Origin of the sequence: Spirosoma oryzae, from assembly GCF_003002825.1 — a bacterium.
GTDB classification, from domain to species: Bacteria; Bacteroidota; Bacteroidia; order Cytophagales; family Spirosomataceae; genus Spirosoma; species Spirosoma oryzae.
This window is the reverse complement of the sequence record NZ_PVTE01000008.1, coordinates 219,850-236,815: the sequence shown is the minus strand read 5'-3', so window position 1 is coordinate 236,815 and position 16,966 is coordinate 219,850. Positions and strand designations below refer to the sequence as shown.

General features: G+C 53.3%; 11 protein-coding genes. 1 reads left to right on the top strand and 10 read right to left on the bottom strand.

Annotated elements, in window-relative coordinates:
- Nucleotides 1-50: 50 nt before the first annotated feature.
- A complete protein-coding gene (locus CLV58_RS11635; RefSeq protein ID WP_106137978.1) occupies nucleotides 51-3,347 on the bottom strand; it encodes a SusC/RagA family TonB-linked outer membrane protein in 3,297 nt (1,098 codons plus the stop codon).
- A 494-nt stretch (nucleotides 3,348-3,841) separates the two neighbouring features.
- On the opposite strand from CLV58_RS11635, the gene CLV58_RS11630 reads away from it, so the two are divergent.
- Nucleotides 3,842-5,485 carry an NFACT RNA binding domain-containing protein gene (locus tag CLV58_RS11630; RefSeq protein ID WP_106137977.1) on the top strand — a complete coding sequence of 548 codons (1,644 nt, stop codon included), beginning with the start codon at nucleotides 3,842-3,844 and terminating at the stop codon, nucleotides 5,483-5,485.
- A 62-nt stretch (nucleotides 5,486-5,547) separates the two neighbouring features.
- Here CLV58_RS11630 and CLV58_RS11625 read toward each other — a convergent pair whose 3' ends face one another.
- The 9 genes from CLV58_RS11625 to pheT form a co-directional block, all read right to left on the bottom strand.
- Nucleotides 5,548-6,741 carry a glycosyltransferase family 1 protein gene (locus CLV58_RS11625; protein ID WP_106137976.1) on the bottom strand — a complete coding sequence of 398 codons (1,194 nt, stop codon included), beginning with the start codon at nucleotides 6,739-6,741 and terminating at the stop codon, nucleotides 5,548-5,550.
- 154 nt (nucleotides 6,742-6,895) lie between these two features.
- Nucleotides 6,896-8,497 carry a sensor histidine kinase gene (locus CLV58_RS11620; protein ID WP_106137975.1) on the bottom strand — a complete coding sequence of 534 codons (1,602 nt, stop codon included), beginning with the start codon at nucleotides 8,495-8,497 and terminating at the stop codon, nucleotides 6,896-6,898.
- Nucleotides 8,498-8,642: 145 nt separating this feature from the next.
- A complete protein-coding gene (locus CLV58_RS11615; protein WP_106137974.1) occupies nucleotides 8,643-9,089 on the bottom strand; it encodes a VOC family protein in 447 nt (148 codons plus the stop codon).
- A gap of 14 nt (nucleotides 9,090-9,103) precedes the next feature.
- Nucleotides 9,104-11,131 (bottom strand): M1 family aminopeptidase, encoded by a 2,028-nt coding sequence (locus CLV58_RS11610; protein ID WP_245882307.1) that lies wholly within the window; start codon nucleotides 11,129-11,131, stop codon nucleotides 9,104-9,106.
- A 25-nt stretch (nucleotides 11,132-11,156) separates the two neighbouring features.
- The gene (locus CLV58_RS11605) at nucleotides 11,157-11,834 is read right to left on the bottom strand and encodes a DUF4230 domain-containing protein (protein WP_106137973.1); all 678 of its coding nucleotides are present in this window, start codon (nucleotides 11,832-11,834) and stop codon (nucleotides 11,157-11,159) included.
- Between the two features lie 102 nt (nucleotides 11,835-11,936).
- On the bottom strand, nucleotides 11,937-13,547 hold the full coding sequence (gene rny, locus CLV58_RS11600) for a ribonuclease Y (protein WP_211300849.1): 1,611 nt from the start codon (nucleotides 13,545-13,547) through the stop codon (nucleotides 11,937-11,939).
- Between the two features lie 213 nt (nucleotides 13,548-13,760).
- Nucleotides 13,761-14,063 (bottom strand): cell division protein ZapA, encoded by a 303-nt coding sequence (gene zapA / locus CLV58_RS11595; protein ID WP_245882306.1) that lies wholly within the window; start codon nucleotides 14,061-14,063, stop codon nucleotides 13,761-13,763.
- Between the two features lie 20 nt (nucleotides 14,064-14,083).
- Nucleotides 14,084-14,434 (bottom strand): hypothetical protein, encoded by a 351-nt coding sequence (locus CLV58_RS11590; RefSeq protein WP_106137972.1) that lies wholly within the window; start codon nucleotides 14,432-14,434, stop codon nucleotides 14,084-14,086.
- Between the two features lie 59 nt (nucleotides 14,435-14,493).
- A complete protein-coding gene (gene pheT, locus CLV58_RS11585; RefSeq protein WP_106137971.1) occupies nucleotides 14,494-16,938 on the bottom strand; it encodes a phenylalanine--tRNA ligase subunit beta in 2,445 nt (814 codons plus the stop codon).
- Nucleotides 16,939-16,966 lie beyond the last annotated feature (28 nt).

Here is a 16,966-nt window from a genome sequence, read left to right as displayed (position 1 = left end):
GTACATTCGGAGTGGGCAGGATCACTTACGTCATCCTGCCCAGATTACGACTACAGGCCGAAGCTTACACCTACGTTATAGGCCCGAGTGATGGGATAGTTACCTACATCGATACCAAAGCTTGTGTCAGCAGAACCACCCACGCTGGGGTCCAGCCCTGAGTATTTAGTGATCGTGAACAAGTTTGTTGCCGATACGTAGACGCGAAGGCGGTTGAAGTTGACTTTGTTGAGAATCACCGAAGGGAACGTGTAACCCAGCGTCAGGTACTGAAGGCGAGCATACGATCCGTTTTCAACGTAGTATGAGTTAGCCTGTGTGTTAGTGCTGAAATTAGACGTGCTTTCGTAGATGGGAACACTCGTGTTAGTGTGTGAAGGCAACCACGAATCAAGTACCCGGGCGTTGACAGCAGCCCCTGTGAACGACGGATAAAAGTCGGTGTACCACTTAGAATAATTAAAGATCTGCCCGCCTAGCGATGTATACAGGTTGGTGTTAAGGTCAAAGCCTTTGTATTTTAACCCTAGCGTGATACTACCCGTAAATTTCGGAATCGGGCTACCCAGATACTGCCGGTCATCGTCGCTGATTTTGCCATCGCCATTTGTGTCAGCATACCGGAAACGACCTGGTGCAGCACCATCCTGCGGTGGCGCGCCAGCTACTTCCTCCTTCGAATTGAACAGACCAACTACTTTGTAGCCGTAGAATGACGACAGTGCTTGTCCGGGTTCGTTACGAACTACTGGAGTGCTTAACCGTTGCGTGACGTTGGGCACAGTAAAATAAGGTACGCCCGGGGCTAGGGAGGTAATTTTGTTTTGCAGCAAGCCCCCAATCAGCGTTACTTCATAACCCAAGTCGCGTGTTATATTGCCTCGATTGGTTACTAACAAGTCAATACCTTGGTTGCGCATGCTAGCGATATTTGAATACGGAGCTGATGCTCGTACGCCAACAACGCCTGGTAGGCTCAGCTGAAACAATAGATCACGGGTGTCTTTACGCCAGAAGTCGAGTACTACTTCTAGTTTATTATTAAAGAACGACCCGTCAAAACCAATGTTCGATGTAATACTACTTTCCCATTTTGCATCAGCATTGCCGATTTGACTGCGATAGAAACCTGCCGCTACGGCATTGTTAGTACCGCTTATATCGTAGCCATTACCGGCATTAGATGCAAAGAGGTTGTACTGGTTTGTAGAACTTAGGTAGTTGGAGTTACCCATAATACCGTATCCTCCGCGAATTTTCAGATCGGTAATCCAAGGAAGATTCTTCATGAATTCTTCCGAAGAGATACGCCACGCGGCCGATACAGCTGGGAACACCCCGTATCGGTTACTAGGGGCAAACTGCGATGAACCATCGCGACGAATCACACCCGTCAAGATATACTTCTGATTGTAGATGTAGCGAGCCTGTCCGAATACCGAGAAAAATTTGTTGCCCGGACCGTAAAAACTGCCTACCTGTCGCGTCGCGCCCGGCGTCGTTGTTGAGATCGTTACGTAGTTTGGATCAGTCGTAAACGGATTGATACCCGATCCATTTACACCCCGTCCCAAACCCGTGTTGAGCGACTCAATACCGGCCAGTACAGAGACATCGCTTCTGCCGAACGTATGCTTGTAGTTGGCCGTGTTGGTAAATGTCCAAGACAGGCCGTAGCTCGACCCTTCGCTGTACGTATACGTAGTGTTGTTTTCAGAGTTCTCGTACTGTACCCGTCCATAGTTATTAAAGTAGTTCGAGTAGTACGTGCCACCAATGCTGCTCCGTAGCGTCAGGTCGGGGATGACATCATATTCTACATACGCGTTACCAAAGCCGTAGATGTTGAAATTGCCATTGTTCGCCTGCGCCTGCCGGTTGGCTACCGGGTTGTTTGGGTTGTTAAAACCCGGAGCAGACGTGCCAGCGTAGCCACCAAACGAGTTATAGATCGGAATGATTGGAGCAATGCGGAAGGCTGTCAACACGTCGTTCTCGTCATTCGATACACTGGAGTTATTGTTTGTACCATTACCCAATTGACTACCTACGCCACCTAGAACACCAACGTTACGGATGTACGCAACCTGGAAGTTTTCACCAATTCGGAGCTTTTTGCTTAAATCGAACTCTGTATTGGCCCGCAGGGTGTAGCGAGAATAGTTGTTATTCAGTACAATACCTTGCTGGTTTTGCATGCCTAAACTGACGTAGAAGCGGCTATACTCCGTACCACCTGAAAAGCCCAGTGTATGACGGGTTAATGGCGCTACCCGTGTAATGGCCTTATACCAATCGGTACCTTCTTTATTAGCCGGAATAACGTTATAGATAGCACCGTTTGTCGAATTGACATTGTACTTTGATGCTTCTGACGATAGATCGACCTGCGAAGCTGACAAGCCCGAACGATTACCTACCAGCAGATAATCAGGCAGAACTGGCGTTGGCCCTGTTCCATACTGGCCACCTGCCAGACCTGTAAAACTGTCTGGACCAACGGTGCCACCAGCTTGGTAAATATCGTTCTTACGAGCTTGCCACGTCCAGTCCGCCTGCTGCTGTGGATTCAGGAGTTTAGGGCCATGGCCAGGATCGGTCACGCCATACAGACCGTCGTAGCTAACACTCAGTTTCTGAGCCCGGCGCTGACCACGTTTTGTGGTGATTACGATTACGCCCGAAGCAGCCCGCGCTCCATAAATCGAAGCAGAAGCCGCGTCTTTCAGTACCGTCGTACTTTCAATATCGTCCGGGGGAATAAAGCTGATGTTTTGTGTTGGCACACCATCGACAACATACAGCGGTTGGTTACCACCAAATGAGCCAAATCCCCGTACACGTACCTGACTGCTCGTACCTGGCTGACCGTTAGTAATAACGGTAACCCCGGCGACGCGGCCCTGCAACTGTTGCTCGACGTTGGTTGATGGAACAACCCGCAGTTGAGCCGGCTGCACCGTCGATACGGCACCCGTTACATCCCGGCGGTTTTCCGTGGTGTACCCCGTTACGACTACTTCGCTCAGGGCCGTTGCATCCTCGTCGACCTGAACGTCGGCCGTCGAACGATTGCCAATCTCTACTTCTTTCGTCTTGTAACCGATTGCCGAAATAACAATGATCGGGTTAGCCCCTCGTATCGGTAATGAGTAATTCCCTTCAGCGTCAGTCGATGTACCTGTTTGGGTACCTTTCAGTACGACGTTAGCGCCGGGTAAAGGGCCATCCGGGCCCGTAATTTTACCCGTCAGACGACGGTCCTGCGCAGAGACATGAAGACTCCACAACAGCATAACCGCAGCCACGAGTGTGGTCTGCAGCACCCTGTAGAACGATGTTCTCATAAAGGTTGTAGTAAAGATTTGGAAATAGTTAGTGAAAAACCAAAGGCATTATTTGTACAAATATTATAGCTATCTGTGCATTTTACAAGATGACTATCTTATTAATATTTAAGTATCTAGTCATAATGTTATAAAATGGTATTTGGAGCCTTGTTTGCACCATGCTATGCTACTGATTAAAAGCACTTTATGCTGTAAGTAGACGGCTGTTCTGTTAATTTATATTTAATCTATACTTTGTCTATTTTGGAAGATTGCATAAATCGGATACATCGAAGTAAGCAGTATGTTCTCTGTTTTTGTCGAACACTGGTTAATCAGAATCCGCTTAACCAGTCCATACTGTCAAGCCGACACATTCGATAATTGGTATTTATACGGGGAAATAATACGGTACTGTCCGGGCTGGGCTCGCTATGCCTGATGAGTGGCACCGACTGGAACGAAACCAGGTAAATGGATCAGATAGCCAACTACGCTACCTTTGCCCTTGTATGCATACCAACTATTATTTCCTGCGTCAGCTGGGACCTGCTCTGGCCACGCAATTGGTCGGGCTTCGGCTGATGGAATGCTTCAGTCAGGATCGGGATGAGATTGTACTGGTGTTTGCAGAAGCCAAGGGCCCGCTGAGCTATTACCGGCCGTTTTTCATTAAGGCAACGCTACGTCCCGACTTCTCCGGGCTATTTTTTGCCGAGACCGTACGTCGGGCGCGTACGAACAGTGTCGACCTGTTTACTAAATTGATTGAGGTCGATACCACGGGATCGGCAGGAAACGATTCAACGCCGGCTAACCGTCCGGGGCGGTTGGTCACGGGTGTTCGCTCGTTTCTGAACGAGCGGTGCCTGGGTATTGAATTGACGGACGGCTACACACTGGTTTTCAAGTTTTTCGGTAATCGCCCCAACCTGATTGCCTTCGATCACGACACCGTCGTTGACTTGTTTAACCACCGCCTGACCAGTGATAACGACTTGCAACTGAATCAGCTTGATCGACCACTCGACCAATCCTACGAAGCATACGTGGCGTCAGGCTACAACCACCGGGCACTGTTTCCAACGTTTGGGAAAGAAGTAAACGAATGGCTGACCGAGAAAAGTAACGGTCAGTTAGCTGGCGTCGATCAATGGCTATTAATTCAGGATACGCTGGCGCTGCTGAATGCGTCCCGATTCTATCTGACCCTTTGGCACCACCAACCTACGCTGAGCCTGCTGCCGATCGGGGAGGTTCAGTGGGAAACGGACAACCCTATCGAAGCAGCCAATCGGTTTTTTGTCAGTTTCAACGGTCAGAATACGTTCGAACGCGAGCGAGGAAGCTGGTTACGGTTGCTCGACAAACGGAAGAAGCGGGCCGGTGCGTTGATCGATGCCGCTATGGAACGGCTGATGAGCCGCGACGAAGGGCTGAGTCATGAGCAGATGGGGCATCTACTGCTGGCGAATCTGCACGCCATCGATGTGCCACCGGGTATGAAATCGCCGGAACGGTTGACTGTATACGATTTGTACCACGAACAACCGACAACGCTGAAACTCAAGCCCGATTTGAGCCCGCAACGAAACGCGGAGAACTTTTATCGGAAAGCAAAAAACGAAAAAATTGAGGAGGAGCATCTGACGGCACAAGTAACGGCGCAGGAAGCCGAACTCGTGAAAATTGACGAACAGCGCCAGGCTTTAGCGGAACTGACAAATCTGAAAGAGCTGCGTCGGTACGTAAAACAGCAGGGACTGACCAACGAGCAGACAGCAGGTCCGCTCACCGCCGATCAACTTTTCAAGGAGGTCGACGTCGATGGCTTCCGGATTCTAATCGGACGCAACGCGCGCAACAACGACTTACTTACGCAACGATTTGCCTACAAGGAAGATCTGTGGTTACACGCCCGCGACGTAACTGGCTCGCACGTACTGATCAAGTACCGGGCCGGTAGGCCGTTTCCCCGCAACGTGATCGAGCGGGCGGCTGAATTGGCCGCCTGGTACTCGAAACGGCGTACAGACAGTCTTTGCCCCGTTACGGTAACGCCCCGAAAGTACGTGCGTAAACCCAAAGGATTAGCCGAGGGGCAAGTGCTGATCGAGAAAGAAAGCGTGGTAATGGTCGTGCCCAAAGGAGAATAAAAAAGGGTTGCCTGTTCAGCACCGTGCTGACAGGCAACCCTTTTTCTATATCGTAGCTCAGGCTACTGCTCGACAGCCAGTTTAGCGTTGGCCAGAATCAGTCGGTTCATCTCCTGCCAGGTATGGTCCCATGAATTCTCGGTGAGGAAGCGGTCAATCTGTTCCCAGTTTTCGGGGTGACGACCTGCTAGCGCCCGCTCAATAGCTTTACCAAATTCGTCGGCTGTGTCGGCGATCTGCACAAAATCTTCGTTTCCGTACGTCCTGACGACATCGCGTATCGGCGTAGACACGACTGGCAAGCCGGCTGCCAGGTATTCCGGCGTCTTGGTCGGGCTGATGAACCGGGTCGATTCGTTGAGGGCGAACGGCAGGATAGCGACGTCCCAGTTGCTGAAGTAAGCTGGCAGCTCTTTATAATCCTTCATGCCTGGGTAGTGCACGTTAGCCGCTTTCGGCAGCAGTTTCCGATCGATCTTAACAATTGGTCCGATCAGGACGAACTGCCAGTCGGGGTGCTGTTCGGCCAGTTTGCCAACCAGTTCATAGTCGAACCGCTCGTCGATCACACCACTGAACCCGATGCGCGGTTTAGCAATAGCTGCCTGATCGGCTGGGTCAGGCAAGGACTGACGGGCCTGCGAAAAATGAGTAAAATCGATGCTGCTCGGGAAAGCCATCACCTGCGGATGCCGGTTTTGTTTGGCTTCAAACAGGCTGATACCGCCGGTAAAGACAATGGCCGACCGGTCGAGTAAGCGCTGCTCCTGTTGCAGCAATTGCGGGGGCGCACCCCAGAATGCCGACAACTCATCCATGCAGTCATACACCGTCAGCCGGGGCTTCAGGTGATCACTGAACAACAACGCCATTGGCGTGTAGTACCATGCGATGAAGTTGGTCAGCTGTTGTTGTTGCAAAAATGCATCAAGCAGCTGGCGCTGAAGCCGTACAGCTTCGTCGGCGGGTGTATGATGCGGAATATGTGGGGTCAGTACGGTAACGCCCTCAAGCGGCTGGTAGCTGCCCATCTTGGTCTCATTCGACCGGACAGGTTCTTCCAGGAACCAAACCCGGTATCCGGCGGCTGCCCGGCTCAGTAAGTGCTGGGGACGCTGATAAACGAAGTTCCAGCGCAGGTGAGAGAAGCAAAGCAGATCAGTTATCGTATTGATCGTGGACGAACCGGATTTTGCCGGCGAATGGGCACTGGATTTTCCCTCAACAGAAGGAGACGTTGAGTCAGTTGTGTTCATGCGGTACAGGTAGAGAAAGAGACGCCCGGCCGGCTAATCAATAGTATACAGTAACAATCGACTGCGTGCCTGACTTAACAAACCGCATGTAACGACAAAAAGTTGAGATTTCCAGTTTTTATCTGTCTGCGCAGCCAGATATGTGATGTAATGGTCAGGTAACCGGCAGATAGATGTGAAACGTCGCACCGTTTCCTTCCTGGCTGGTCGCCGTGATGTAGCCACCGTGAATGTCGACTACCTTCTTGCAAATGGCCAGCCCCATACCGGTACCGGTGTATTGCGACCGCCCGTGCAGCCGCTGAAAGATGGTGAAAATTTGATCCGTATACTTTTCATCGAAACCGATCCCATTGTCGGCAACCGTCAGCAGCGCGTAGGACTGGGGCGGGTTTTCCGACTTCTGTATCGGTTGGGGGAGTGACGTTGAATCGGGCAGACTACCGTTTATCTGTATGACCGGCGTGGGGGTACCGGGCATCCCGGAATGAAATTTCAGCGCGTTGGTAACCAGATTTTGAAACAGCTGGTGGAGGAGAACGGCGTCGCCCTGGACAGTGGGCAGCTCGCCAACGACAACCTTCGCCTGCTGGTCGTGAATCATAAATTCCAGATCATCCACCACATGCTCCAGCAACTGGTTGAGATCGACTGGCTGGAAGGCCATACGTGTTCCCGACAGGCGGGCGTAGTTGAGCAGATCACTGACCAGATCACGCATCCGACTGGCTGACTGCTGCATCCGCTGGACGATATCAGAAGCGGCTTCGCTGATGTCGCCCGCAAATTGCGTTCTCAGAACGTCACTGAACGACACGATTTTACGCAGCGGTTCCTGGAGGTCATGGCTGGCGATATACGCGAACTGTTCCAGGCTTTGGTTCGACTGATGAAGTTCCTGTACCGTTTGCTCCAACTGCCTACGCATCTGCCGATCGGCGCTCACGTCCTGCACGGTGGCCACAAAACCGTCGTTCAACGTAGTGATCGAAATGGACAGCCAGCATGTGCAGCGGGGAACGTACTTTTCGACGACCAGGCTACCCCCCGTTTTAACAAGCTGCCGTAGGCGGTCGAACTGGTCGGAGGTAAGGGGATAAAGCAGCGACAGTGGGTAACCTAACAGCTGCGCATCGGATAAGCCTGTCAATTGCAGGCCCTGCCGATTGGTCAGCGTCAGCTGAAAGTCGATGATTTCCTGCTGAACATCCCGCTGGGCATCGAAAACCAGAATCGCATTGGGCGACGAATTGAGTACGCCGTTGAGAAGAATGGTTTGATGCGCCAGTCGGCGGGTAAGTAGTTGCAGGTCGCTGGAATCGGCGTAGGTAAGCAACAGACCGTCGGTTCCGGTGGGCGCAACGGACTGCACAACCTGAATATCCCGCTTGCCGATCTGGTAACGTTGTTCCACCCGGCGCGGCTGACCAGTACTGATTACATCCAGATACGTCGTCCAGAGCGTTGTCTGCCGGATCGACGGAAAAAAATCGCTCAACAACGCACCGATGATTGACGCTGTCGAATCCGGCTGTTGATTTCGGGTATCCCGCCGGGCTACTTCGTTCAGGAACTGGTACCGAAAATCGACAATGGGTTTGTCTGCCTGTTCCGTGTCCCGTACGGCTACCAGACCGACGATACCGCCTGTGCTATGACTGAGAAGCGAGTGCCAAAGCGGATTGAATACTTCGGGAAGAGGTACGTTCGACAGTGCTTCAGGCGGGGTTATTTCAGTTGGAATAAAGGGAGACATACAAAACGCTGTTGGCCCGTCAGATGATACGATTGTATATAACGCGCAACGGCAAGTTTCGATTAAAAACGATTCAGCAACTGAAAAACGGGGTGAACGGTCAATTGAGTTAGTGTACGGTATTGACTGGCTGTAACGGCTTTGTTTACTGCGATTTGCCGTCTGTTGCCGGTACCTGATTCAGTTCAAATAAATAGCCATCGGGATCGGAAAAGTAAAGCTGAACGACACCGTCGAAGCGGACCTGCCGGTGATAGGGCAACTGCTTGGCCTTCAGATACGCTTCCGATTTTGCAATATCGGCCACGTACAAGGCATAATGACTACCGTTCCGATCATGGTTTACCTGTTCGGAACGGCCATTGAGCAGGTGAATCATTTGGCCGTTACCCAGGTCGAACCAGGCGCGGGTGGCTTTCAGATTGTCGGGGACGGGTGCCGGCTTGAGCCCCATCACGTCCCGGTAAAAAGCCGCGCTCGTTGGAATATCTTTGACGTGAATACCGAGATGATTATGCCGGACAATGCCCAGATTGTCCTGACCCAGTACCAGCGTTGGCAGTAAAAGCAGCGCGTAGAGAAGACGGTTCATACAGGCGAAAGCGGTCAATGCACCAAAACTACCTGACGTTCCTGGCCGGATGCCGTGGCGACGGTTAGTATGTACGAACCGGCGGCTAGTCCTTTCAGCGAAAGCTGTCGGGTATGATCACCGGGGGGGAGTATCGGCTCCGTCAGATGGGCGCTGACCTGTCCCGTCAGACTGGTGAGGCTAACCGACAAAGTGCCCGGCATTGTCGTCGAAAAGCGGAACGATACCTGGTCAGATGCCGGGTTGGGAAAAACGGTCAGGGAGCCGGCAGCGGGTTCTGCTACTGCCGTCACGACATTACCCGCTTCGGTCGCTTTCAAAATCCAGTTGTTCGGATCAATGACAATACCCGTAACCGTTCCTTTGGCGGGTAATGTGAATGTCTGGCTGAAGGCATTGTTGGTAACCGTTACCGTTGTGTCGCCCGCCGACGATTGTACTTTAAGCTGTATCGGCATGGTGAACGAACTCGGATTGCTGGCGACGGCGTTACGCTGCGTCAATTGTACCGTTACGGTTTTCGCCGTGGGTGTACCGGTAATCAGGTAGCGGTACGTCGGATAGCCTTCGCCGTAAATCCACTGCTTGAAAAAGTAATCCAGCTTCTGACCCGATACCTGTTCGGCAATCGCCTGAAAATCTTCGGTGACGGCAGTCTGGTAAGCCAGTGACAGCGTGTTGGTATAGGTGCGCAGAATCCGAAAGAAGGTGTCGTCGCCGACGATACCTCGAAGCATGTGCAGTACCGTGGCTCCTTTGGCGTAGCTGCGGGCACCATCGAAGATGTTGGCGAAATTGCTGATGTCCTGCACGTAAATGCTGCCCCGCGCCGTGCGGGCGCTCGTCAGGAAACTACTCATCGTCGTCGCATAGCTCGAACGCCCCCCAACCGATTCGGCATAAAGTGCCTCGGCGTAGGAGGCAAAGCCTTCGTTGAGCCAGATATTCTGCCAGTTGCGGCAGGTAATCTTGTCGCCAAACCACTGATGGGCCAGCTCATGGGCGATGACGGCGGGGGTAAAGGCACCGGCTTCCATGGAACTGATCGTCTGGTGCTCCATCCCGCCGTTGCCCCGGCCAAACTGCGCGTGGCCGTACTTCTCCTGTGAAAAAGGGTAGGGGCCAAACTGGCTACTGAAGAGTTGCAGCATCCTGGGCGTCAGATCGAGGTTGGCTTTTACCGACGATAGAATCTCGGGGTATATATAATGCGTAACGGGCATCGTCTGCCCATTTGACGTGAATGGTGTATCGTAGCGCGTGTAGTTCGACATGGCGATCGAAATCAGGTAGTGCGCGATGGGGTGCCGGCTGCGCCAGTAGTAGGTGGTGGTGCCGTTGTTGTTGACCGTCGTGCTGGCCAGCGTGCCGTTGGACACCGACACGAATACGGACGGGGCTGTTATGCGCACGTCAGACGAATCGGCTTTGTCGGCGGGTGTGTCTTTGCAGGGAAACCAGTCGGGCGTGCCATAAGGCTCGCTCAGACTCCAGATCACCGGATCGTTAGTGCGTTCGTGGGTGCCGAATACAAAACTACCTTGTGTCTGCCCATTCGGTATGCCTTGATAGTACACTGTCACGGCATACAACTGACTATTGGTTAGGGGCTGCGCTGGTGTAATCGTCAGCCGGTTTTGCGTAAACTGGTAGGCTAGTTTCTGCCCCCCGGCTTTTACCGAATCGACCCGGAGCCCCTGCCCGGTAGTCGTGGTTGCCGAGGTAAGGTCCAGAAAAAAAGAGGATAGTCGGGCGGCTGTACATTTGAGCTTGACCGTCACCGCACCACGCAGGTACCGGGGACTGTAGGTTATGTTAAGGTCGAGACCGTAATAATTAACGTCGATATTATCGTCGCCGGGATAAGCCACCCTGGCTTTGGGGGCAGCAGCCTGACGCATCAGCGCGTGAATTTTTCCGTCCCGGCAGTACTGTCCGCCATCGCTGTCGGGATTGAGTTGCGCCAGACTCACGGAGCAGAACAGGCAAAAAAGACCGGTTAGCAGTCGCATAGCATCGAACTGCCGGTTGAATAGCGACATGGACTAGTAAGAAAAGGAGTTACGGTTATGACTGTGAACGACCGGACTCGTTACTAGTCGGGAGTACAGCTTTGATTGGTAATTCGTCGTGCTCGGCCTTGGCTTTCAGGGCATCGAGTCGACGCTGGTCGGCTTCCGGCAGTTCCAGATGCCAGCCCATCGACGACGATAGCTGATACATCATGTACTGAATCTGGTTGTTGGCGATCTTGGGTAGGTCGCTTTGCATGGCCCGCTCGTTCATTACCTGTTTGGCTTCACTCAGAATCTGCGTGTAGTCTGTACCGTTGAAGTGATTGAGGATACCGGCCTGAATGTCGTAGAACCGGTAGTCGGTGTCGATCGACAGCACTTCCGGTTCCGGGAAGGCTTCGATGACTAACGTCCGGTTTGCTGCGTCGGGAAGTTGAAACCGCACTTTGGCAAAGTCGAAGCCGACCAACACTTTCGACTTGGCAATGACCATTGCCTTCTTAGGGTCGTTGAGCAGGTACAGGATCTTTTTCTGATCCTGGTAATTATAGATTTCGGAGAAATAGCCTTCCGCCATCACCACCTTGAACACTTTTTCGATGCGCTCCAGCAACAGCGTCGATTCATGGCGCACGTCGGTCAGGCCAGTGCGTTTGCGCAGCACGTTGGCGGCTGCTACTCCTCCGCCGGCCCCGACAAGCAGTAGCAGTACGGTAGTCAGAAAATCCATATGTAAGGATAAAAATAGCGGAATTTGCCAGTCAAAAAAAAGTGCACTGCAAAACAGCGAATCAACTGTTGTGCAGTGCACTTTATCGGGGGGAGACTGGCGTTATTTCGCGTAAGCGACTGAGCGCATCTCCCGAATGACGGTAACCTTGATTTGACCCGGATACTGCATTTCTTTTTCGATCTTCTGCGAGATCTCGTACGAAAGCGCACCCGCCCGGTCATCGGATACGTGGTCGGCATCGACCATGATGCGAAGCTCGCGCCCGGCCTGAATGGCGTAGCATTTTGTCACGCCGGGGAAGCTGCCTGCCAGGGCTTCGAGGTCTTTCAGCCGCTTGATGTACGACTCCATCATTTCCCGACGAGCGCCGGGCCGTGAACCGGATACGGCATCACAAACCTGGATGATCGGCGAGAGCATGCTCGTCATCTCGATCTCGTCGTGGTGAGCGCCGATCGCATTGATTACTTCCGGATTCTCCTTGTATTTCTTGGCCAGCTCCATACCCAGAATGGCGTGGGGGAGTTCGGCTTCTTCGGGCCATACTTTACCAATATCATGGAGTAGACCCGCCCGTTTGGCCAGCTTGGCGTTGAGTCCCAGTTCAGCAGCCATCGTCGCGCAAAGCTTGGCCACCTCACGCGAGTGTTGCAGCAGATTCTGCCCGTAACTGGACCGGAAACGCATCCGGCCGACCATCTTGATTAGTTCGGGATGCAGACCGTGGATACCCAGATCGATCACCGTTCGTTCGCCGATCTCGACAATCTCGTCTTCAATGTTCTTGCGCGTTTTGGCAACGATCTCTTCGATGCGGGCGGGGTGAATCCGGCCGTCCTGCACGAGCCGATGCAGCGACAGGCGGGCAATCTCACGTCGTACCGGGTCGAAGCCCGAAATAATGATCGCTTCCGGCGTATCGTCGACGATAATCTCCACACCGGTTGCGGCTTCCAGCGCCCGAATATTACGTCCTTCGCGCCCGATCACCTTGCCTTTGACGTCGTCGGATTCGATGTTGAATACCGACACGCAGTTCTCGATGGCGTGTTCGGTAGCCGTGCGCTGAATGGTTTCGATGACTACCTTTTTGGCTTCCTTCGTGGCGGTCAGCTTGGCTTCTTCGATGATGTTTTTGACGTACGACGAGGCCCGTGTTTCGGCTTCGGCTTTCAGCGTGTCGATGAGCTGTTCCCGCGCCTGATCGGCCGAGAGACCGGCGATGCGTTCCAGCTGAGCCACCTGTTCTGCCAGCATACGCTCGGCTTCCTGCTGCCGCCGGTCGACGTCTTCCCGCCGTTTGGCCAGCGCGTCGTTTTGCTGCGTCAGGGTATTTCGCTGCTGATTGATCTCGTTCCGCTGCTGATTCAGTTCCTGATCGCGGGTGCGCTGCTGATCGGCCTGCTGGGCCAGCTGTTGTTCGCGCTGCTTGAGTTTGTTTTCGTTCTGCTGAAGCAGATTTCGCTTTTGACTTGTCGTTTCTTCAAACTCGGCTTTCAGGCGGATGTATTTGTCTTTGGCTTCGAGCATCCGTTCTTTCTTGATGGTCTCGGCCTGCTGTTCGGCATTTTTCAGGATAGCGGCTGCTTTTTCTTCAGCCTCCTGCTCACGTCTCGCGTGGGTATCGGCCATTGAGCGCCGGCCAATCACGAGCCCCAGTCCGCCCCCGGCCAGTAAAGCCAGAATGGCAATCCAAACTGGAATATCCATTGGAAGTATATCGTTAAGGTTGACAAAAATAGTTAACCAACCTGCTGCGATACGACTACCGAATACAGTATGTTCATCACGAACAAACCAACAAAAAAATCAGCTGAAAGACGGGTCTACTTTACCATATACAGCGTCTCTAATCGGCTTTGTTTAGTTGATTCGGTGATGAATTATATCGACGTATACAAGCAAGTACACGAGCCTGTCTGACTACGCCGACGTGACGACGTTATCCAGGTGTGCGATTCGCTTGTATAACATTTGTTGTAATTGCTGCCCCTGTTGTTCGCTTCTGAATTTATTGACCAGCCCGTCGAATGCTACGCGCATCATAGCCTCGTGGGGATTGTCAATGCCCTCGTCCCGCAATTCATCCAGTAATTGCTGCAAGCGTTCAGCGGCATTTCTGACAAATGCCTCCGTTTCCGGCTCTACAAGAATTTTGTAGCCTATGCCGGCAATTTTGACGTTTACAGGTCTTTCTTCTATGGCTGAGGTCGGCTTGGTTGACATTAGCCAGGAACAGTTATTAGTTATGACAAATTACTCCAGTGCGTTATACATCGGTCTAAAGTCCGAATGTATTCGTCGAGTTGCTGCTTTAGTTCGGTATTCGGATCTGTCGCAGACAGATTGTTACTTACAATCTTACCAAATTCTTTCGACTTTGATGGTTTTTTCTTTGAATCAGCCAGCTTTTTCTCCAGCTTTTTTATTTCCCGCTCCTTAAGTACCAACTCGCCCTTTGCTTCCCGTCGCTCCCGCTGAAGTTTCTCGATCGATCGCTGCGCGGTCCTGACTTCTTCCTTCAACTGGACGATGTTGCCCTGCAACTGATCGATCAGCGCCCATAACTGAAACTCGTTGATTCCATTCGGGTTCATCGTGGTGGGGAGAAGTAGAGGTCGGTAATGCCCCCTGGCATTACCGACCGACGGGTCATTTATTTGCGAATCACGGCACCCAATTCCCGCTCAAACGCACTCATCAGGCGCTGCATCGTTTTATCGATGCTGGCGTCGGTCAGGGTTTGCGACGGGTCCTGGAGAACAAAGCTGACAGAGTACGCTTTCCGGTCGGTACCGAGCGATTCCCCCTCGAATACGTCAAACACGTTGACGCCCTGTAGCAACTTGCGCTCGGTCTGATGCGCCAGCCGGTCGATCTGTTCGAACGCGATACTCTTGTCGAGTACTAGCGACAGGTCGCGCCGGACGCTGGGGAAGCGGGGTACTTCCTGGTAACGGACTTTCGGGCTACCCAGTTTCATCAGATAGTCCCAGTCGAAATCCGCGTAGAAAACGGGTTGTTTCAGGTCCGTCAGCTTCGTCAGCCGTGGCTGGACAAGCCCCAGACTCACGACCGGTTTTTTATTAAGCAGGTATGTCAGGCCGTACTGAAACAGGGTTGGGTCGGCGGGTTGCGTATCGGTTTTACGGTCCTGGTCGGGGCCGATGCGGAACAGATTCAGGACGCGCTGGACGGCCGCAGCCAGATCGGTGTACGCCACCGGCTGACTTTTCTGCTGCCAGCTTTCCGCCTGCTGGTTCCCCAGCATGGTCAGGCTGAGCCGCATACGCTCGGTATATTTGGTCGTGCCTTCGTCGGTAGTCGTCTGGAAATAGACTTTACCGAACTCAAACAGGCGCAGATCCTTTTGCCGCCGGTTGAGGTTATAAGCCAGCGTTTCGAGGGCCGAGAATAACATACTCTGCCGCATTACCGACAGTTCTTCGCTCAACGGGTTGAGCAGCGTGACGTCGGTGCCGGGTAAGCTGGTGCGAATGGCTTCGTGGTAAGCCGGGCGCGTCAGCGAGAGCGTCAGAATCTCAAAGAAACCACCCGCCGTCAATTGCTGGCCGACCCGGTTCTGCCACTGATTGACGTCGTTTTTCGGAAACTCCGTCAGCGATTCGGCCGACAGGTTTGTTGACAGCGGAATGTTGTCGAGGCCGTAGATGCGCAGAATCTCTTCGATCACATCAGCCTCGCGCGTCACGTCGACCCGGTAGGGGGGGACCACGGCGGTGAAGCCATCCGTCGTTTCGTCGGCCTGTTCGATGTCCAGCGCGGTCAGAATGCGCTTAATTTCGTCGTGCGCAATCTGAATCCCGATCAGCCGGTCGATATTGCGGTAGCGCACTGGCACCCGGAACGGCTCAACCGGGCTGGGATACAGATCGGTAATGTCGGACGTAATCTGACCACCGGCGACTTCCTGAATCAGCAGGGCGGCTCGTTTCAGGGCGAACACCGGCATATTCGGATCGGTGCCCCGCTCGAAGCGAAACGACGCGTCGGTTTTGAGCCGGTGATGCTGCGCCGTTTTGCGCACTGACTGGGCCGAGAAGTATGCCGACTCCAGGAAGATACGGGTCGTCTGCTCGGTAACGCCCGATTCCTTCCCACCGAATACACCCGCGATGCACATTGGTCCTTCGGCGTTGCAGATCATCAGGTCGGTGTCGGTCAGGCTGCGCTCGGTACCGTCGAGGGTGACGAACGGCGTACCGGCGGGTACCGTTTTTACGATTACCTGATTGCCCGTAATCTTATCAGCGTCGAAGGCATGCAACGGCTGTCCCAGATCGTGACAAACAAAGTTGGTAATGTCGACAACGTTGTTGATCGGGTTGATACCGATGGTCCGCAGGCGCTGTTTGAGCCAGTCGGGCGATTCACCGACGGTCAGGTTGCTGATGGTCAGACCGGTATAGCGAGGACAGGCGTCGACGTTTTCGACGCGCACATCCAGCGTAAAGTCGGTGTTGTCGACGGCGAAGGCACTGACGTCGGGCAACCGCAACGGCCGGTTCAGTACCGCGTGAAGGTCACGGGCGGTACCCAGGTGCGAAGCGGCATCGATGCGGTTTGGCGTCAGGCCGATGATGATCTGATAGTCGGCTTCGAGGTTGAAATAGCGGGCAGCCGGGGTGCCGTTTGGCAGTGGGGTGTCGAGCACCAGGATACCCGCGTGCGACTGCCCAAGGCCAATTTCGTCTTCGGCACAGAGCATGCCTTCCGACGCGGCTCCGCGAATCTTTGCTTTCTTGATCGTAAACGGCTGACCACCCGCCGGGTAAAGCGTCGCCCCCACTTTCGCTACGATAACTTTCTGACCAGCAGCTACATTGGGCGCACCACAGACAATAGACAGCGGTTCCGCATCGCCTGCGTCGACGGTGGTCAGGCTGAGTGCATCCGCATCAGGGTGTTTGGTACAGGTCAGCACCTCGCCCACGACCAGCCCGTCGAGCCCACCCGGCACCGCGTCGAACCGCTCGACACCTTCGACTTCGAGACCCGTTCCGGTCAGTCGTTTGCCAACTTCCTCGGGCGACTCGGGTAAATCAATGAACGTTTGTAACCATTTATAGGAAATCTCCATACGGCGGCATTGCGATAAAAATGCAAAG

Coding starts and splice junctions, on each gene's coding strand:
- CLV58_RS11635 (WP_106137978.1), bottom strand. CDS start 3,347: ATGAGAACATCGTTCTACAGGGTGCTGCAGACCACACTCGTGGCTGCG.
- CLV58_RS11630 (WP_106137977.1), top strand. CDS start 3,842: ATGCATACCAACTATTATTTCCTGCGTCAGCTGGGACCTGCTCTGGCC.
- CLV58_RS11625 (WP_106137976.1), bottom strand. CDS start 6,741: ATGAACACAACTGACTCAACGTCTCCTTCTGTTGAGGGAAAATCCAGT.
- CLV58_RS11620 (WP_106137975.1), bottom strand. CDS start 8,497: ATGTCTCCCTTTATTCCAACTGAAATAACCCCGCCTGAAGCACTGTCG.
- CLV58_RS11615 (WP_106137974.1), bottom strand. CDS start 9,089: ATGAACCGTCTTCTCTACGCGCTGCTTTTACTGCCAACGCTGGTACTG.
- CLV58_RS11610 (WP_245882307.1), bottom strand. CDS start 11,131: ATGTCGCTATTCAACCGGCAGTTCGATGCTATGCGACTGCTAACCGGT.
- CLV58_RS11605 (WP_106137973.1), bottom strand. CDS start 11,834: ATGGATTTTCTGACTACCGTACTGCTACTGCTTGTCGGGGCCGGCGGA.
- rny (WP_211300849.1), bottom strand. CDS start 13,547: ATGGATATTCCAGTTTGGATTGCCATTCTGGCTTTACTGGCCGGGGGC.
- zapA (WP_245882306.1), bottom strand. CDS start 14,063: ATGTCAACCAAGCCGACCTCAGCCATAGAAGAAAGACCTGTAAACGTC.
- CLV58_RS11590 (WP_106137972.1), bottom strand. CDS start 14,434: ATGAACCCGAATGGAATCAACGAGTTTCAGTTATGGGCGCTGATCGAT.
- pheT (WP_106137971.1), bottom strand. CDS start 16,938: ATGGAGATTTCCTATAAATGGTTACAAACGTTCATTGATTTACCCGAG.